11 protein-coding genes are annotated in these 17,252 nt (G+C 58.8%); 3 read left to right on the forward strand and 8 right to left on the reverse strand.

Translation table 11 applies throughout. The features are described from left to right. The first annotated feature begins 431 nt into the window (after window positions 1–431). Entirely contained in the window at window positions 432–2,378 is a 1,947-nt protein-coding gene (locus OK142_RS16325) for a M23 family metallopeptidase (protein WP_035243030.1), read from the forward strand. Window positions 2,379–2,446: 68 nt separating this feature from the next. Here the strand turns inward: OK142_RS16325 and clpB are convergent, their stop codons facing one another. The 6 genes from clpB to OK142_RS16355 all read right to left on the reverse strand — a co-directional run bounded on the left by clpB (window position 2,447) and on the right by OK142_RS16355 (window position 12,419). Next, window positions 2,447–5,071 (reverse strand): ATP-dependent chaperone ClpB, encoded by a 2,625-nt coding sequence (gene clpB, locus OK142_RS16330; protein WP_082185038.1) that lies wholly within the window; start codon window positions 5,069–5,071, stop codon window positions 2,447–2,449. Window positions 5,072–5,439: 368 nt separating this feature from the next. Further along, window positions 5,440–6,225 (reverse strand): DUF4167 domain-containing protein, encoded by a 786-nt coding sequence (locus tag OK142_RS16335; RefSeq protein WP_498683936.1) that lies wholly within the window; start codon window positions 6,223–6,225, stop codon window positions 5,440–5,442. A 394-nt stretch (window positions 6,226–6,619) separates the two neighbouring features. After that, window positions 6,620–7,489: a peptide chain release factor N(5)-glutamine methyltransferase gene (gene prmC, locus OK142_RS16340; RefSeq protein WP_498683939.1), complete on the reverse strand. Its 870-nt coding sequence runs from the start codon at window positions 7,487–7,489 to the stop codon at window positions 6,620–6,622. Beyond that, complete coding sequence (gene prfA / locus OK142_RS16345; RefSeq protein WP_498683941.1) at window positions 7,486–8,568, reverse strand: peptide chain release factor 1; 1,083 nt, start codon at window positions 8,566–8,568, stop codon at window positions 7,486–7,488. The genes prmC and prfA overlap by 4 nt, the downstream gene beginning before the upstream one ends. A gap of 130 nt (window positions 8,569–8,698) precedes the next feature. Then, a complete protein-coding gene (gene ptsP, locus OK142_RS16350) occupies window positions 8,699–10,966 on the reverse strand; it encodes a phosphoenolpyruvate--protein phosphotransferase (RefSeq protein ID WP_003498545.1) in 2,268 nt (755 codons plus the stop codon). 175 nt (window positions 10,967–11,141) lie between these two features. Beyond that, the gene (locus tag OK142_RS16355; RefSeq protein WP_035243307.1) at window positions 11,142–12,419 is read right to left on the reverse strand and encodes an aspartate kinase; all 1,278 of its coding nucleotides are present in this window, start codon (window positions 12,417–12,419) and stop codon (window positions 11,142–11,144) included. Window positions 12,420–12,807: 388 nt separating this feature from the next. Here OK142_RS16355 and OK142_RS16360 point away from each other — a divergent pair, with 388 nt between their 5' ends. Continuing rightward, on the forward strand, window positions 12,808–14,655 hold the full coding sequence (locus OK142_RS16360; protein ID WP_003498539.1) for a DEAD/DEAH box helicase: 1,848 nt from the start codon (window positions 12,808–12,810) through the stop codon (window positions 14,653–14,655). A 97-nt stretch (window positions 14,656–14,752) separates the two neighbouring features. On the opposite strand, the gene OK142_RS16365 is transcribed toward OK142_RS16360, so the two are convergent. Further along, on the reverse strand, window positions 14,753–15,202 hold the full coding sequence (locus tag OK142_RS16365; protein ID WP_498683944.1) for a hypothetical protein: 450 nt from the start codon (window positions 15,200–15,202) through the stop codon (window positions 14,753–14,755). 103 nt (window positions 15,203–15,305) lie between these two features. On the opposite strand from OK142_RS16365, the gene OK142_RS16370 reads away from it, so the two are divergent. Next, complete coding sequence (locus OK142_RS16370; protein ID WP_498683946.1) at window positions 15,306–15,947, forward strand: TetR/AcrR family transcriptional regulator; 642 nt, start codon at window positions 15,306–15,308, stop codon at window positions 15,945–15,947. A 66-nt stretch (window positions 15,948–16,013) separates the two neighbouring features. Here the strand turns inward: OK142_RS16370 and OK142_RS16375 are convergent, their stop codons facing one another. Further along, entirely contained in the window at window positions 16,014–17,252 is a 1,239-nt protein-coding gene (locus OK142_RS16375) for a saccharopine dehydrogenase family protein (RefSeq protein ID WP_444783257.1), read from the reverse strand.

Genomic DNA, 17,252 nt, shown 5'->3' on the forward strand with positions numbered 1-17,252 from the left:
GAGAACGAAAGACTTCGTCGCCAGCAGCGCCGCCGCCCTCGTTCAGTGAGCGGACTTATAAGAGAACACCCACAAACAAGTCAACACACCAAAATACAAATTCTAAAAAAATCATACATGCCATTGATTCTAAACGATAGTTTTGTTTTTTGTGTATGAGCGGCCCCGAAAGCCACTACCGGACCGCCGGTTTTCAACAGTGGAATGCATCCAGAGACAATGTCACGGGCCTTGCGCCTTGTTTTAGCCCGACTCCTCGCTAATTGCTTTGCCAACGAAGCGTTAATGCGGGCATGCGTGCGCGCGTCCCTTTATGTAGGCTGTTGCGACATATCTTTCGGTGTGCCGATCGATTTGACTCACGGCTTTGAAAGTTGCACACCTTCGCCTGAAGTTTCTGGAGAGCGCATGACCGACGGGGCACAGCTAGCATGACTGCGGATCGTAATGTGATCCGGTCTCTAGGCACGGAACCGCCAATTCTGGCGGAAGGGCGCCGTGCACCCGATCGTCGCGAGATTTCCCTGCGCTGGCTTTCCGGCACGTTCCTCACCGGTATCACCTCTTCCATATTGATGGGTGTGGCGCTGTTTGCCGCGCTCGACGGACGCCAGCAGCTTGCCATTCCAGCCGAAGCCTTCGCCAAGGCGGATATGGGCAACAATGCAGCGGAAGCCGCGCGCCGGGGTACACGTCTCGTAGCGCCGAATATCGCAGCCCGGCCGTCTGACCGGTCGATCATGGAAGTCTCCACCGTCATCAATGAAGGCGACAAGGAAGTGGTCCGCAAGGTACCCTTCTCCCATGTCAAAATACCGCTGGCGGCCAATTTCGCCAAGCAGGACGACTATCCCGCCTTCGATCCCTTGAATATCTTCGCAAGCAATGACGACAAGGACGCCCCGGCACCCGCGCCAAGCCGCACGGGAACGATCTATGGCTCCGAGGTCGAATCCGAAGTCAGCCTGAAGACGGTCGCCTTTCCCGTTCAGCATTCCAAATATGCCTTTGCCGGCTCTCTAAGCTTCGACGAAGTTGAAGAAGCGGTGCGCTCGAACGGCTCGATCCTGACGGATGGCAACGAACAGCTGGCCGCGCTCTATTACATCGACCCCCGCCGTTTCGATAATGATGAAGGCGATGTCGATATCACCGCCGGGCTCGCGGCCCGTGTCGTCGAACAGAACATGTCGGTTTCGACTCCGCAATCTGCGTCCGTGCCCGTCAAGGAATATGCCGACGACGTGATCCCTGCCCGCCAGACCGAGACCATTGAAGCCGCCCTGTTTGGCGCCGGCTATTCGAAGGCGCAATCGACGGAAATCGCCGGGCTGCTGTCGCCGCAACTCCAGTCGAACAATGTCGAAAGCGGCGATGTGTTGCGCGTCGGCATTATCCAGGAAGACGAAAAAAGCGACATCGTGCGCGTCAGCCTTTACCGCAAAGGCCGGCACATGGTTACCATGGCCGTTGACGACCGCAAGAATTTCATCAAGGCAAGCGAGCCGCCCAAGCTCGATGCGGTGGCGACCGCTTTCGACAGCACACCGGCGCCGGCGGCCGGCCGCGACCTGCCCAGCGTCTATGACGGCGTCTACCGGGCGGCTCTTGCCTATGGCATGAACCAGAGCATGGTTTCCCAGCTGATCAAGCTTCTGGCCAGCAGCGTCGATTTTCAGGCGCAGCTGAAACCTGCCGATACGCTGGAAGCTTTCTTCTCCGTGGAAGATGCGGACGGCAAGGCGACGGACAAGTCGGAACTGCTTTACGTCAACGCCAAGTTCGGCGACAACGAGACGCGTTTTTACCGGTTCCAGAGCCCTGAAGACAACAGCGTCGATTATTTCGACGAGAACGGTAAAAGCATCCGGCAGTTCCTGTTGCGTAACCCCGTTCCGAACGGCCGCATGACATCCGGTTTCGGCATGCGCCGGCACCCGGTCTTAAAATTCAGCCGCATGCATACCGGCACCGACTGGGCGGCCGCCCGCGGCACGCCGATCATCGCGACGGGCAACGGCACTGTCGAGAAGGCCGGATGGGCCTCGGGTTATGGCAACCAGACCCTGATCCGCCACGCCAACGGCTATGTTTCTTCCTATAACCACCAGAGCGCCATCGCCAAGGGTGTCACCGAAGGCTCCAAGGTCAGGCAGGGCCAAGTCATCGGTTATGTCGGATCGACCGGTCTTTCCACCGGCGCGCATCTGCACTACGAACTGATCGTCAACGGCACGAAAGTGGACGCGATGAAAGTGCGCCTGCCGGGCGGCAAGTCGCTTTCTGGCGATGCGCTCGCGCGTTTCTCCGACGAGAGAAAGCGCATCGACAATCTGCTCAACATCGAGGAAAAGTCCAATCAGGTGGCGAGCCGGTAATCCACCGGACCTCTGCGTTTCAAAAAACGGCCAAATGAAAAGGGCTCCGTTTCCGGAGCCCTTTCGTTTTATGCCGCATCGGCCGTTTCGGTTTCGGCTTCACCCTTGGGGGGCTTGACCTTGAACAGCAGCCGGTCGGTGCCAGACGTGACCTTGACCCGCGACCCATCCGGGATTTCACCGCCGAGGATCATTTCGGCAAGCCTGTCCTGAACCGACTTCTGGATGACACGCTTCAGCGGACGCGCGCCATAAGCCGGGTCGTAACCCTTATTCGCGAGCCAGCTGCGGGCATCCTCGTCCAGTTCCAGCGAAATCTTGCGATCGCCGAGAAGCGAGACAAGGCGCTTGAGCTGGATTTCCACGATCGCACCCATCTCGTCCCGCGCCAGCCGGTGAAACAGGATGATATCGTCGACACGGTTGAGGAATTCCGGCCGGAAATGCGACCTGACCCGCTCCATCACCAGATCGCGAACCGAATCCACGTCATCATTGTCGCCCATCTGCGTCATGAATTCCGAACCGAGGTTCGAGGTCATGATGATGATGGTGTTCTTGAAATCGACGGTGCGGCCCTGGCCATCCGTCAGGCGGCCATCATCCAGCACCTGCAAGAGGACGTTGAACACATCCGGATGCGCTTTTTCGATCTCGTCGAACAGAACGACCTGATAGGGCCGGCGGCGAACCGCTTCCGTCAATGCGCCGCCCTCTTCGTAGCCGACATAGCCGGGAGGCGCACCGATAAGCCGGGCAACGGAGTGTTTCTCCATATATTCCGACATGTCGAGGCGAACCATCGCAGTTTCGTCGTCGAACAGGAAGCGTGCGAGCGACTTGGTGAGCTCGGTCTTACCCACACCGGTCGGACCGAGGAAGATGAACGAGCCGATCGGCCGGTTCGGGTCCTGGAGGCCGGCGCGCGAGCGGCGAACCGCCCTGGAAACCGCCTGCACGGCCTCACCCTGCCCGACAACGGACTTGGCAAGTTCGTCTTCCATGCGCAGCAGCTTCTCGCGCTGACCTTCCAGCATCTTGTCGACCGGAATGCCCGTCCAGCGGGAAACGACATGGGCGATATTGTCCGCCGTTACCACTTCCTGAACCATCGAAGCGGCACCGCTGCTGTCGCGTGCTTCCGCCGCAGCCAGTTCCTTTTCAAGACCCGGAATGATGCCGTAGGTCAATTCGCCAGCGCGCTGGAACTGGCCGTTGCGCTGGGCAATCGCCAGTTCGTTGCGGGCTTCGTCCAGCCGTTTCTTCAAGTCTGCGGCATGGCCGAGCTTCTGCTTTTCCGCCTGCCAGCGGGCCGTCAGAGCGTCTGCCTTTTCTTCCGTATCGGCCAGTTCGTCTTCGAGTTTCTTCAGGCGATCGACGGATGACTGGTCCGTCTCCTGCTTTAAGGCTTCGCGCTCGATCTTGAGCTGAATGATCCGGCGATCCAGTTCGTCCAGCTCCTCGGGCTTGGAATCCACCTGCATGCGAAGACGCGAAGCGGCCTCGTCCATCAGATCGATCGCCTTGTCCGGCAGGAAGCGGTCGGTAATATAGCGGTTGGAAAGCGTTGCAGCCGCAACCAGAGCCGAATCCGAGATGCGGACCTTGTGATGCTGTTCGTATTTTTCCTTCAGGCCGCGCAGGATAGAGATCGTGTCCTCCACGGTCGGCTCATCCACCAGCACCGGCTGGAAACGGCGGGCAAGGGCCGGATCCTTTTCCACGTGCTTGCGATATTCATCAAGCGTGGTGGCGCCAACGCAGTGCAGCTCGCCTCGGGCAAGAGCAGGCTTCAGGAGGTTGGAGGCATCCATCGCGCCATCGGCCTTGCCGGCACCAACCAGCGTGTGCATCTCGTCGATGAACAGGACGATGCCGCCATTTTCGGCCTGCACCTCGTTCAGAACCGCCTTCAGGCGCTCCTCGAACTCACCGCGATATTTCGCGCCGGCGATCAGCGCGCCCATATCGAGCGCCATCAGCTTCTTGTCCTTCAGGCTTTCGGGCACATCGCCATTGACGATGCGCAGCGCAAGCCCTTCCGCAATCGCCGTTTTACCGACGCCCGGTTCACCGATCAGCACGGGATTGTTCTTGGTGCGGCGTGACAGCACCTGAATGGTACGGCGGATTTCGTCGTCACGGCCGATGACCGGGTCGAGTTTACCCTCGCGGGCTTCTTCCGTCAGATCGCGCGCGTATTTCTTCAGCGCGTCAAAGCCCTGTTCGGCATTGGCGCTGTCAGCCGTGCGACCCTTGCGGATGTCGTTGATGACCTGATTGAGAGCCTGCGCCGTTGCGCCCGCCTTCTTCAGAGAAGCCGAGGTTGAGGCGGAGGTTTCGATCGCAAGCGCCTGCAAAAGACGCTCGACGGTCACGAAACTGTCGCCCGCCTTCTTGGCGAGGTCTTCCGCGGTCGAAAATACCTTCGCAAGCGGAGCGGTCAGAGAAAGGCCGCCATTGCCGCCGGAAACCTTTGGTAATTTCGCCAGCGCCGCGTCATTGGCAAGACGCGCTTCCTTGGCGTCGCCGCCAGCCCGCTCGATCAACGATGCTGCCATGCCCTGCTCGTCATCGAGCAAAACTTTCAGAACGTGTTCGGCAGAAAACTGCTGGTGATTTTCCGCAAGTGCAAAGGTCTGCGCCGATTGCAGAAAACCGCGAACTCGTTCGGAGTATTTTTCAATATTCATAGTCGAACCTCCATTTACCGGCCCGCCCGCTTTCGGCACGGTCCCGGATGTTTGGGTTGAGGCTCCCTCAAAGGCAAGCCCCGCTACGACAGTCGCGTTTTAAAGGATTTCACGATCGCCGCCTCTCGAAGGATGATTGCTGCTGAACGCGGCACCCAGCCTTCCTGCACGAATATGGGAGGCAATTTCATCGGTTTAAAGGGGAGGAAAACCATCGTTCGGGAAATTTTCACCGGATTTGACAGGTGTCACATCTGTTCTCGGCAATTGCCTTGGCTGGCCGCGATCCGACCCATATGTGTGATCCCCGGAAACGAAAAAACTCCGGCAAGCCGGAGTTTTTCAATCGCGTATTTTTTGAACCCTGCTTATTCGGCAGCGTTTTCAAGTGTCGCAGGTGTTGCTTCTTCGCCGGCCGGCGCATCTTCGCCTTCAGCACCTTCCGCCGTTGCGGCGCGGCGCGGACGACGCGGGCGCGGGGTTGTGGCGCGGCGGGTCTTCGGTGCACGCTCGCTCGCTGGGGTCTCCGCCTGCTGCTGCTCTTCCTCGACGGCTACTTCCATTGGCGTGCCTTCGATGACCGGCTGAGGGGCCTGGCTGGCATCGTAAACCGGCGGCTGCTGATCGCCTGAAGCCTGCGGCTGACGGGGCTGGCGCTCCTGCCGTTCACGGCGGTCCGGACGTTCGCGGCGCTCCTGGCGCGGTTCTGACCGCTCCTGGCGTTCGGGCTGCTGCGCGCGTTCAGACTGTTCGGAATGCTGCTGCGATGCAACGACGCCGTCGTCGCCATCGTTTCCATCCATCTCGTCGCCATCCGCGGCATTGTATTCACCACGGTCGTCGCGCTGGAAACGTTCCTGCATCTGGGCCTGAGCCGTGGCGATGATGCGATTGTAGTGTTCAGCGTGCTGCAGATAGTTTTCCGCGATCACGCGGTCGCCAGAACTCTGAGCGTCCCGCGCAAGGGCAGCGTATTTTTCCGCTATGTGCTGGGCTGTGCCACGGATTTTTACATCGGGGCCGGAGCTGTCATAAGTCCTGGTGAGCGGGTTTCCACCCTTGCGGTTGAAGTTATTGTTACCACCGCCACCATTGTTATTGTTGTTGTTGCTTCCACGCCCCCGGCCGCGCTTGTTTTGCTGTCCTGGCCTCATCAATTGCTCACCTGAATTCTGTTTTGCTGACAATCTGGTTATTTTCATGCAATTCCGGACGGAAAACCGTTGGAAATTTTTCCTGAAATTGCTCCATCACGCGCCCTGCCGAAGATAACCCCAGACAAGACCTCGCGTATGACGACCGGTCGCGCAAATGCTGCACCACGCCGCCTGCGAACAAAGTTTACTGATTCACATGCCGGAAACGCCCAGCCTTTCAGGGCTCTCAAAGAACCCGCTTCGGGACTGACCCATACCCTGACGAATCTGCGTTCGTCCTCAGCCACCCGGCATGTGGCCGCAAACTATCCCGCTTCATGCGGAAATCCAAGCCTTTTCTTTTGCTGTGCAAAATATCCTTGCAAAAAATCCGCAGACATATCGCGAACAACTATCTCCGGAAGGTCAAAACTCTGTCGTTGCCACCATAATCCTTCACGGCGTCGAGAAGAGAGAAGCCGTTGGAAGCAAATATAGCGGAAACATCAAGCCTTTGATCGAAACCGATCTCCACACCGACAATCCCGTTTTCCACAAGAAAGCGGCCTGCATCGGCAGCAATAAGGCGGTACGGTGCAAGGCCGTCCTGACCTCCGTCCAGCGCCGCCATCGGATCGTGGTTACGAACCTCTTGGTCGAGCGTTGCGACGATATCACTTCTTATATAAGGCGGATTCGACACAATTATGTCAAAGCTGCCAGAGATTTTTTCAAACCAGTTACTGCGCAAGGTTTCGAAACGCGAACCAAGATCGTTGCGAGCCGCATTCTTGGCGGCCGTCTCCAGTGCATCGGTTGAGATATCGCTGCCGATACCCGACGCCTGTGGGCATTCCTTCAGAAGTGCCAGACAGATCGCGCCCGTGCCCGTGCCCAGATCCAGAATGCGCGCACTGCCCTTATCGGCGACAGCTTTCTTCAAAGCCGGCAGCAGCGTGTCGACGAGAACTTCCGTATCCGGACGGGGTTCGAGCGTTTCCTTTGACAGAAGAAGATCGAGGCCATGGAACTCCCGATGGCCGAGGATGCGATGGACCGGTTCTCCCCCAACCCGCCTTTCGATCATGGCGGCAATGCGGTCGCTTTCTTCCGCCGTAACTGGATGCTGAGGTTTCATCACGAAATCGGTCAGTGAAAAACCGGTGACATCTGCAATCAACAGGCGTGCATCGAGAAGTGGATCGGCGACGCCCGCTGCCTGCAGCCGTTTGCGAGTTGCGGCAAGCTCGCTCGAAACCGTTGCGCCAGCGCCGCCGCTCACAACTGTTGTTCGCCAAGCTGGGCAAGCTGACCGGCCTGATAATCGGCGATCAGCGCATCGAGAAGCTCGTCGATCTCGCCTTCGATCATTCGGTCAAGCTTGTAGAGCGTCAGATTGATGCGGTGATCGGTGACGCGCCCCTGCGGAAAATTATAGGTGCGAATACGCTCGGACCGGTCGCCGGAACCCACCTGGCTCTTGCGGTCAGCCGATCGCTCACTATCCACTTTCTGGCGCTCGATGTCGTAAAGACGCGAGCGCAGAACCTGCATGGCTTTTGCGCGGTTCTGATGCTGTGATTTCTCCGAACTGGTAACGATCAACCCCGTGGGAAGATGGGTGATACGAACGGCGGAGTCGGTGGTGTTGACGTGCTGGCCGCCCGCGCCCGAAGCACGCATCGTATCGATGCGGATGTCTTCCGGGCGGATTTCAATGTCGATATCTTCCGCTTCCGGCAGAACGGCAACGGTGGCGGCGGAGGTATGGATGCGGCCGCTCGCTTCCGTTTCCGGCACACGCTGCACCCGGTGCACACCGGATTCGAATTTCAGCTTGGAAAAGACCCCTCGCCCGCTGATGGTGGCGATGATTTCCTTGTAACCGCCCGCTTCGCCTTCGCTGGCGGAAAGAACTTCGACTTTCCAGCCTTTGGTTGATGCGAAGCGCTCATACATGCGGAACAGGTCGCCGGCGAAAAGCGCGGCCTCTGACCCGCCTGTGCCGGCACGGATTTCAAGGATCGCGCTTTTCTCGTCTGCGGCATCCTTCGGAAGCAGCAGGACCTGCATGTCCTTCTCAAGCTCGCTGATGCGGCTCTCGACCTCCGGCAGCTCCATCTCCGCCAGATCGCGCATGTCCTTGTCGGTCGTCTTGTCGGCAAGCAGCGCCTCGAGATCGGCGGCTTCGGAGACAGCCTTCTCGTAATCGCGGATTTTCTTCACCACCGGCTCAAGTTCGGAATATTCCGAAGCCAGCTTCACATAAACATCCGCTGCAGGGCCGGCCGACATACGCGCTTCGATCTCGCCGAAACGCCTTTCCAACTCGCGCATTTTTTCGACGGGAAGCTTCGCCACCAGTCACTCCAATAATGAAACAGGTCTTTTAGAGCGCTTTCGCTTTTCTTCGAAACGCGAAAATGCTCTAACTTTTTGCTTTAACGCATTTCCGGTCGGAAAACCGGGGTCCACTTTTCCTGGAAATGCTCTAAATGGGAATGGAATGCGTCGCAGCAAAGCGTAACAACACCTCGCGCGCGCTTTCCAGCGAATTATGATCGTCGAGCGCGGCGTTCAGCTCATCGGCAAGGCGCGCGGCATCAAGCCCGAGCAGCATGGCCTTGACCGGCCCGATCGCCGTCGGCGACATGGAAACGGAACGGAAGCCGAGACCGATCAGAGCCATGGCGGAAAGCGGCTTACTTGCCATTTCACCGCACAGCGTGACCGAGGTATGGTGCTTCTCACCGGCGCGCACGATATCGCGCAGAATGCGCAGGAACGGTTTGCCGAGATTGTCGAAACGATCCGAAACTCTTGCATTACCCCGATCGACCGCCATCGAGAACTGGAACAGGTCGTTCGAACCGACGGAGACGAAATCCACCTCCTGCATCAGCTCATCGAGCTGCCACATCAGGGACGGCACTTCCAGCATTGCGCCGAATTGCAGCTTTTTGGGCAGCGCATGGCTGAACTTCGAGAGATGCTGCACTTCCTTCTGGAGAAGATCGCGTGCGGCGCGGATTTCTGACACTTCCGTCACCATCGGCAGCATCATGCGCAGTTCCGCGCCCGAGGCGGCGCGCAGCAGCGCGCGCATCTGCGTGCGCATCAGGCCCGGACGGTCGAGCGACAGGCGGATCGCCCGCCAGCCCAGCGCCGGGTTTTCCTCTTCCTGGCCGCGCATATAGGAAACGACTTTATCGCCGCCGATATCCAGCGTGCGGAAGGTAACGCTTTTCCCCTTGGCTTGTCGAAGAACCGATCGGTAAAAAGCCTCCTGCTCCTCGCCCTTGGGCATGTTGGAGGCGATCATGAACTGCAGTTCGGTGCGGAACAGGCCGATGCCATCGGCGCCGGACTCCTCAAGCTGAGGCAGGTCCACAAGCAGGCCCGCATTCATCTTGAGATTGACCTTCTGGCCATCCTTGGTGATCGGCTCGACATTGCGAAGCGCGCGGAACTGCTCCTGGCGCTTGGCGCGCAGACGCACTTTTTCCTCATAGGCGCGCTGCAGATCCGACATCGGACGCAGATGCACCTGACCGTCATCACCATCGATGATGATGGGGTCGTTATTTTCAGCAAGCGCTACGATCCCGGTTGCCTGCCCGATGATGGGAATACCCATGGCGCGCGCCACAATGACGACATGGCTCGTCACCGCGCCGTCTTCGAGCACGAGACCGCGCAATTTCTCACGCGGGTAGTCAAGGAGTTCGGCGGCACCCATGGCGCGTGCCAGAACGATCGCGTCCAGCGGAAAATCCTGCTCCGGTCCACGCCCGCCGAAACCGATCAACTGGCGCAGCAAACGGTTGGCAAGATCGTCGAAATCATGCATGCGCTCGCGCAGATAGGGGTCGGTCAGGCGCATCATGCGCGCCTTGGTGTCGCTCTGCACTTTCTCGACCGCGGCTTCCGCCGTCAGGCCGTTGCGAATCGCCTCTTCCATGCGCCGCACCCAGCCCTGATCGTGGGCGAACATGCGGTAAGTCTCAAGCACCTCGCGGTGCTCCCCTTCGGTCGGCACGTCGCGGCGCTGCAACATGTCGTCGATCGACAGGCGCAACGATCCGATGGCATCGGCAAGACGCCGGATTTCCGTATCCGCATCCTCGTTCAAGAGATTGGTGACGACGATACGGGGATCGTGCAGCACGACATGGCCGAGACCGATGCCTTCGCCGTAAGCGTCGCCATCGATGGAGACGGCACGGGTCAGGTCCAGCTCCACACCGGGGCGGGTGATCTTCTTCAACTCGCCGCTCGCCACTATTTCAGCGATAAGCATCGCGGTTGTCTCGAGCGCTTCAACTTCATCCTCCCGGTATGTTCGGCTGGCCTTGTTCTGGACCACAAGAACGCCAAGAGTGCGACCGGAACGCAAAATCGGCACGCCGAGGAAGGAATGATAAATTTCCTCACCGGTTTCAGGAAGATAGCGGAAAGCGGGATGCGCCTGCGCATCGGAAAGATTGAGAGGCTGGGCAGAAGCGGCGATCGTGCCGACAAGACCCTGCCCCATTTTCAGCTGGGCAAGATGCACGGCATCCTTGTTGAGACCTTCTGTCGCGTAAAGCTCCAGCACGCTGTCGGAGCGCAGCACATAGACCGAGCAAACCTCCGCCACCATGTTGCTGGCAATCTGGCGAACGATCTGATCCAGGCGGTCCTGCGGCTCAAGGTGCTCCGCCATCATTTCGCGTAGCCGCTTGAGCAGGACGCGCGGACCTGCGGAAAGGTCTCTCATCGCGTTTGCTCCCCGACGCTTCCGATCCGAATGTCATAATATTCGAGAATCAAAACGTCATTTAAAAATTTATAGCGAGAGAAGCGCGTCCCGCAAGGGACACGCTTTCATGAAACGCCACATCGGAAGAACGCAACTCCGAAAAATCGGAGCATCGGAAACCGATGTCTCGGGTTCAAGCCTTATCGAGACCGTAGGCAGAATGCAAAGTGCGAACGGCAAGTTCGGCATAGGCACCGTCAATCAGGATCGAAATCTTGATCTCGGAAGTGGTGATTGCCTTGATGTTGATGTTCTTCTCGGCAAGTGCCTTGAACGCACTGGCTGCAACGCCGGCATGGCTGCGCATGCCGATACCGATGACGGACACCTTGGCGAGACCCGTTTCGTTCTGAGCGACGTCGAAGCCGATTTGGGCCTTGTTCTCGTCGAGAACCTTCAGAGCCTTGGCAACGTCGCCTGAGGGAACGGTGAAGGTCATGTCGGTGCGCGAACCGTCTTCGGAGATGTTCTGCACGATCATGTCGACATTGATATGCGCTTCCGCCAGCGGCCCGAAGATCGCAGCGGAGACGCCCGGACGGTCGGCCACGCGGCGCAGCGAGATCTGTGCTTCATCCTTGGCATAGGCGATGCCGGTTACGACTTCCTGTTCCACGATTTCATCCTCGTCACAAATCAAAGTACCGGGCGGGTTGATGAGGTCGCCCATGCCCGGCGCATCGGGATCCTCGAAACTGGAGCGAACGAAGGTGCGCACCTTGTGTACCATGGCAAGCTCGACCGAGCGAACCTGCAGAACCTTCGCGCCGAGAGACGCCATTTCGAGCATTTCCTCGAAAGCGATCTTCTTCATGCGGCGAGCCTTCGGCTCGATGCGCGGATCGGTGGTGTAAACGCCATCGACATCGGTATAGATATCGCAACGATCCGCCTTGACGGCGGCAGCGATGGCAACAGCTGATGTGTCCGAGCCGCCGCGACCCAGCGTCGCAATGCGGTTATCAGGGCCGATACCCTGGAAACCGGCAACCACGGCAACCTGGCCCTCGCCCATGCGGTGGACGATATCCGAACCGTCAATCTCGAGAATGCGGGCGGCGCCATGCGCATTGTCGGTGCGGATCGGAATCTGCCAGCCCTGCCAGGAGCGCGCATTGATGCCCATGGACTGCAGCGTGATCGCCAGAAGACCAGACGTCACCTGCTCTCCGGATGCGACGACCGCGTCATATTCGCGTGCATCGTAAAAGGAAGCGGCATTGGTGCCAGCCACCTTCGCGGCGTTCTGCACCCAGTCCACCAACTCGTTGGTTTTGCCGGACATGGCGGAAACGACAACAGCCACTTCATGGCCGGCATCCACTTCGCGTTTCACGTGCCTTGCGACATTGTGAATGCGTTCGAGGTTCGCGACGGACGTGCCGCCGAATTTCATGACAATGCGAGCCATAGCCTTGACCAGTACCATCCCTTTTTTCCGCCAGCCCGTTTGCCGGGTGTGGACAAGAACAAACCCAGTCGGCTCTTCCTGACAAAGAGCCTCAAGTTGCGGGTCTCTTAGCGAAAAGGCGGGGGGCACGCAATGCCGTTTATGAACCATGCGGTACGCCTTTTTTAGTGGCGCCAGAGAAAGAAGATGGGGGTACGGAGCAGGCGACCGCATATCCAACCGTGAAAGAGCGTACCGCAGTGCACTGTACAAACGGGCCCATTCGCAGTATGAGCGCGGCAATGCAACCGGCCAGATGGCCGAAATGGCCTGTATCGGCTGCCCCGGAGACATTAGGACCTATTGGTTTCGGGCGGATGCGGGCAGCTTCATATCCGAAAGACGGTAGATGACAGACACCCAGGGTATCGCCCCGGCGATCGCGCAGGCGTTGGAAAAACGCGGCTACAAAGACTTGACCCCCGTGCAGCAGGCAATGCTGTCGCCGGAACTCGCCGACAAGGACGCGCTGGTTTCCGCGCAGACCGGCTCCGGCAAGACGGTTGCCTTCGGCATCGCGCTTGCGACCACGCTGCTTTCGGAAAACACCCGTTTCGGTCAGGCTTCCGCACCGCTGGCGCTTGCCATTGCACCGACCCGCGAACTGGCCATGCAGGTCAAGCGCGAGCTGGAATGGCTTTATGAATTCGCCGGTGTGTCGATCGCCTCCTGCGTCGGCGGCATGGATATCCGCAGCGAACGCCGGGCGCTGGAGCGCGGTGCGCATATTGTCGTCGGCACACCCGGCCGCCTCTGTGACCACATCAAGCGCGGCGCGCTCGATCTGTCGTCGCTGCGCGCCGTCGTTCTTGATGAGGCCGACGAAATGCTCGATCTCGGTTTCCGCGAGGATCTGGAATTCATTCTGGAAGAATCGCCGGATACCCGCCGCACGCTGATGTTCTCGGCCACCGTTCCGCGCAGCATCGCCAAGCTTGCAGAAAGCTACCAGAAAAATGCCGTGCGCATCGCCACCGCTTCCGAACAGAAGCAGCATGTGGATATCGAATATCGCGCCCTGCTGGTAACGGGTGCGGACCGCGAGAACGCCATCATCAACGCGCTGCGTTTTTACGAAGCCCGCAACGCCATCGTGTTCTGCTCCACCCGCGCTGCCGTCAACCATCTGACGGCCCGCTTGAACAATCGCGGCTTTTCGGTCGTGGCGCTCTCCGGTGAACTCACCCAGAACGAGCGCACCCACGCGCTGCAGGCCATGCGTGACGGCCGCGCCCGTGTTTGCGTGGCAACCGACGTTGCCGCACGCGGCATCGACCTGCCGGGTCTCGAACTCGTCATCCACGCCGACCTGCCGACCAATTCGGAGACGCTTCTCCACCGTTCAGGCCGTACCGGCCGTGCCGGACAGAAGGGCGTCAGCGCCGTCGTGGTGCCGATCAACCAGCGCCGCAAGGCAGAACGCCTTCTCGAAGGCGCCAAGGTCAGTGCGGCATGGGTTCGCCCACCGTCCGTTGAAGAAATCGTCGAGCGCGACGGCGCTCGCCTTCTTGCCGATCCTTCGCTGACCGAGGCCGTGGCCGAGGACGAACGCGATTTCGTCACCCAGCTGCTCGAGCAGCACGGTGCGGAGAAAGTCGCCGCCGCCTTCGTGCGTCTTTACCATGCCGGACGCTCCGCTCCGGAGGACATCACGGAAGTCGCGCTGGACAATACCCGCAAACCGCGTCGCGACAGTTTCGAACCGGTCGAAAACAATGCGCCGCGCCGCGAACGGTCGGATTTTTCCGACAGCGCATGGTTTTCGCTGTCCGTCGGCCGCAAGCAGAGCGCCGAGCCGCGCTGGCTCATTCCCATGCTCTGCCGTTTCGGCAAGATCACCCGTCAGGATATCGGCGCCATCCGCATGCAGCAGACGGAGACCTTCGTGGAACTGGCGGCCGATGCCGTTGATCGTTTCACCTCCGCCATCGGCAAGGACATGATGCTTGAGAAGGGCATTCGCCTTAAGGCGCTCGAAGGCAAGCCGGAAATGACCGGCAACGTCCGCGAAGACACCCGCCCGGCCAAGGCCCAGCGCAAATTCACCAAATCGGACAATGCAAGCGCGCCGCGTGATGACCGCAAGGCTGAGGACAAGCCCTGGAAAAAGAAAAAGGCCTTCGGCGACAAGCCGAAATTCGAAGGCAAGAAAGACAAGCCCTTCGAAAAGCGCGGGCCGAAGCCCACAAAGGGTTGAAGACTCACCCGCGTTCAGAATTTTCAAGACAAAGGTCCCGTTTGCACGGGACCTTTTTTATTGTGCCAACCTGCGGGATGGACGCCGTTCCCAGGGATCAGTCTTTTGTCGTCACTTCGACAAGCGCCGTCACGGGTTTGCCGTCTACCAGAACGGGCTGATGGTGATCATTGGCCAGCAGAATGCCGATGACATGCCGCCCGGTCGGGCTTGGGCAATGTCCAAAACGGGCCTTGATGAGATCGCCACCGAAGTCACTGTTCATGCTGTTATAGGCGCGGCCGGGAATGTTGCATGTATCGCCCGAAGGGTCGATTTTCATGTGCACATGGCCGCATTGGCCGTTTCCTCCGCACTGCCCGCCGGGGAGCAGTTTGAAGGTGCTTTTCACGATGACGCCGATCGCGCCTTCCGGATCATTGCCCAATTCGATGACATCGCCGGCCTTCGGCCAGACGATTTCCAGCTTCGGGCTTTCCTCGCCCTGGGCGGCGGCGATCGGAAGGAATGAAAATACGAGAGTGATTCTTAAAAACAAATGCAGCATTGAAATCTCCATGGCTCAATGTAATCGATGCTTACATAAGATTCACTCCGACGCAAGAAAATAAACAGTGATTACATCTGGGTTCGGTGCTAACCAAAGACCCATGGAAAAACGCCAGGATAAAAAGACGGGGCCAGACAGGCCCTACCACCACGGAAATCTTGTCGATGAACTTGTCGCGGCGACGATCGCCATCATCGAGGAGCGGGGCGCTGAAAACGTCTCCGTGCGCGAGGCGGCCAAACGCGCGGGCGTCTCCCCCGGAGCACCATTCAGGCATTTCCGTTCAAAAACGGCACTGATGACGGCTGTCGCGGAGCAGGCCATGAACCGGCTGACCGAATCCGTCGAAACCGCGAGAGCACAGGCCGGCGATGAGGCCCCGCTTGTCATCTTTGAGGCCATTGGCCACGGTTATTTACGCTGGGCGCTGGCCAACCCGACGCATTTCGAGGTCATAAGTTCTCGAACGCTGATCGACTTCAGTTCTTCCGATATTTTGCGTGAGCAGAATGACGCCATCCGGCGTCTGATGATCAGTTTGCTGACGCAGGCGCGCGAAAACGGCCAGCTATCCCCAAGCCTCGACCTCAACCAGCTCGTACTGGGCGCTCGCGCACTGGTCTATGGCCTTGCCCGGATGGCAATCGATGGGCATTTTCCGGAATGGCATGGTGCAGAACCGCCTTCGGAGGCAATGCATAAAACGCTGCATCTCTTCATAAGGCAGCTCACCAAAAGTTGAGGTCGCCATTAAAAAAGCCCCGCTTTTGCGGGGCTTTATTGTCTCGACAGATCGGAAGATCATCAATCAGAACGTCAGCGCGCGGTCGCCGTTTTCGTCCTTGATGCGGTTCGGCAGGCCGATCTTGTTCAGAAGGTTGAGGAACGGCTTCGGCGGCAGTTCTTCCACATTGGCCATCTGCTTCACGTCCCATTCGCCTGTCGCAATCAGCATGGCGGCGGCGACCGGCGGAACGCCGGCGGTGTAGGAAATGCCCTGCGAACCGACTTCCTCATAGGCTTCCTTATGGTCAGCCACGTTGTAGATGAAGACTTCGCGTTCCTTGCCGTCCTTGGTGCCCTTGACGATATCGCCGATGCAGGTCTTGCCGACATAATCGGGCGCCAGCGAAGACGGATCAGGCAGCACGGCCTTGACCAGCTTCAGCGGCACGACTTCAAGGCCTTCAGCCGTCTTGACCGGCTTCTCCGACAGCAGGCCGAGGTTCTTCAGCACGGTGAAGACGTTGATGTAGTGATCGCCGAAGCCCATCCAGAAGCGCACATCGGCGCCGTCCATGTTCCGGGACAGCGAATGGACCTCGTCATGGCCGGTCATATAGGCCTTCTGCTTGCCGACGACAGGCAGATCAAACTCCTGGCCGACTTCGAACATCTGGTTCGTCTGCCACTCGCCATTCTGCCAGGAATAGACGACACCGGTGAATTCACGGAAGTTGATTTCCGGATCGAAGTTGGTCGAGAACCAGCGGCCATGGCTGCCGGCATTGATGTCGACGATATCGACCGAGGTGACCTTGTCGAAATATTCATCCTTGGCAAGGCGGGCATAGGCATTGACCACGCCGGGGTCGAAACCGACGCCGAGAATGGCGGTCACGCCCTTTTCCTTGCATTCCGCGGCACGCTTCCACTCGTAGTTTCCGTACCACGGCGGCGCCTCGCAAATCTTGGTCGGATCCTCGTGGATCGCCGTGTCCATATAGGCAACGCCTGTATCCATGCAGGCCTGAAGAACGGACATGTTGACGAAAGCCGAACCGACATTGATGACGATTTCAACACCGGTCTGTTTAATCAAGGCTTTCGTCGCCTCGATATCCATAGCGTCAAGCGCATGGGCCTCAAGTTTCACATCTGTCTTGAGGCTCTTCTTTTCGCGTACGGACTCGACAATCTTGCGGCACTTTTCCAAAGTCCGTGACGCAATATGAATGTCTCCCAATACATCGCTGTTCTGGGCGCATTTATGCGCCACGACCTGTGCTACGCCACCGGCGCCGATGATCAGAACGTTCTTCTTCAT

Origin of the sequence: Agrobacterium sp. BT-220-3 (assembly GCF_025910175.1) — a bacterium.
GTDB lineage: Bacteria > Pseudomonadota > Alphaproteobacteria > Rhizobiales > Rhizobiaceae > Agrobacterium > Agrobacterium oryzihabitans.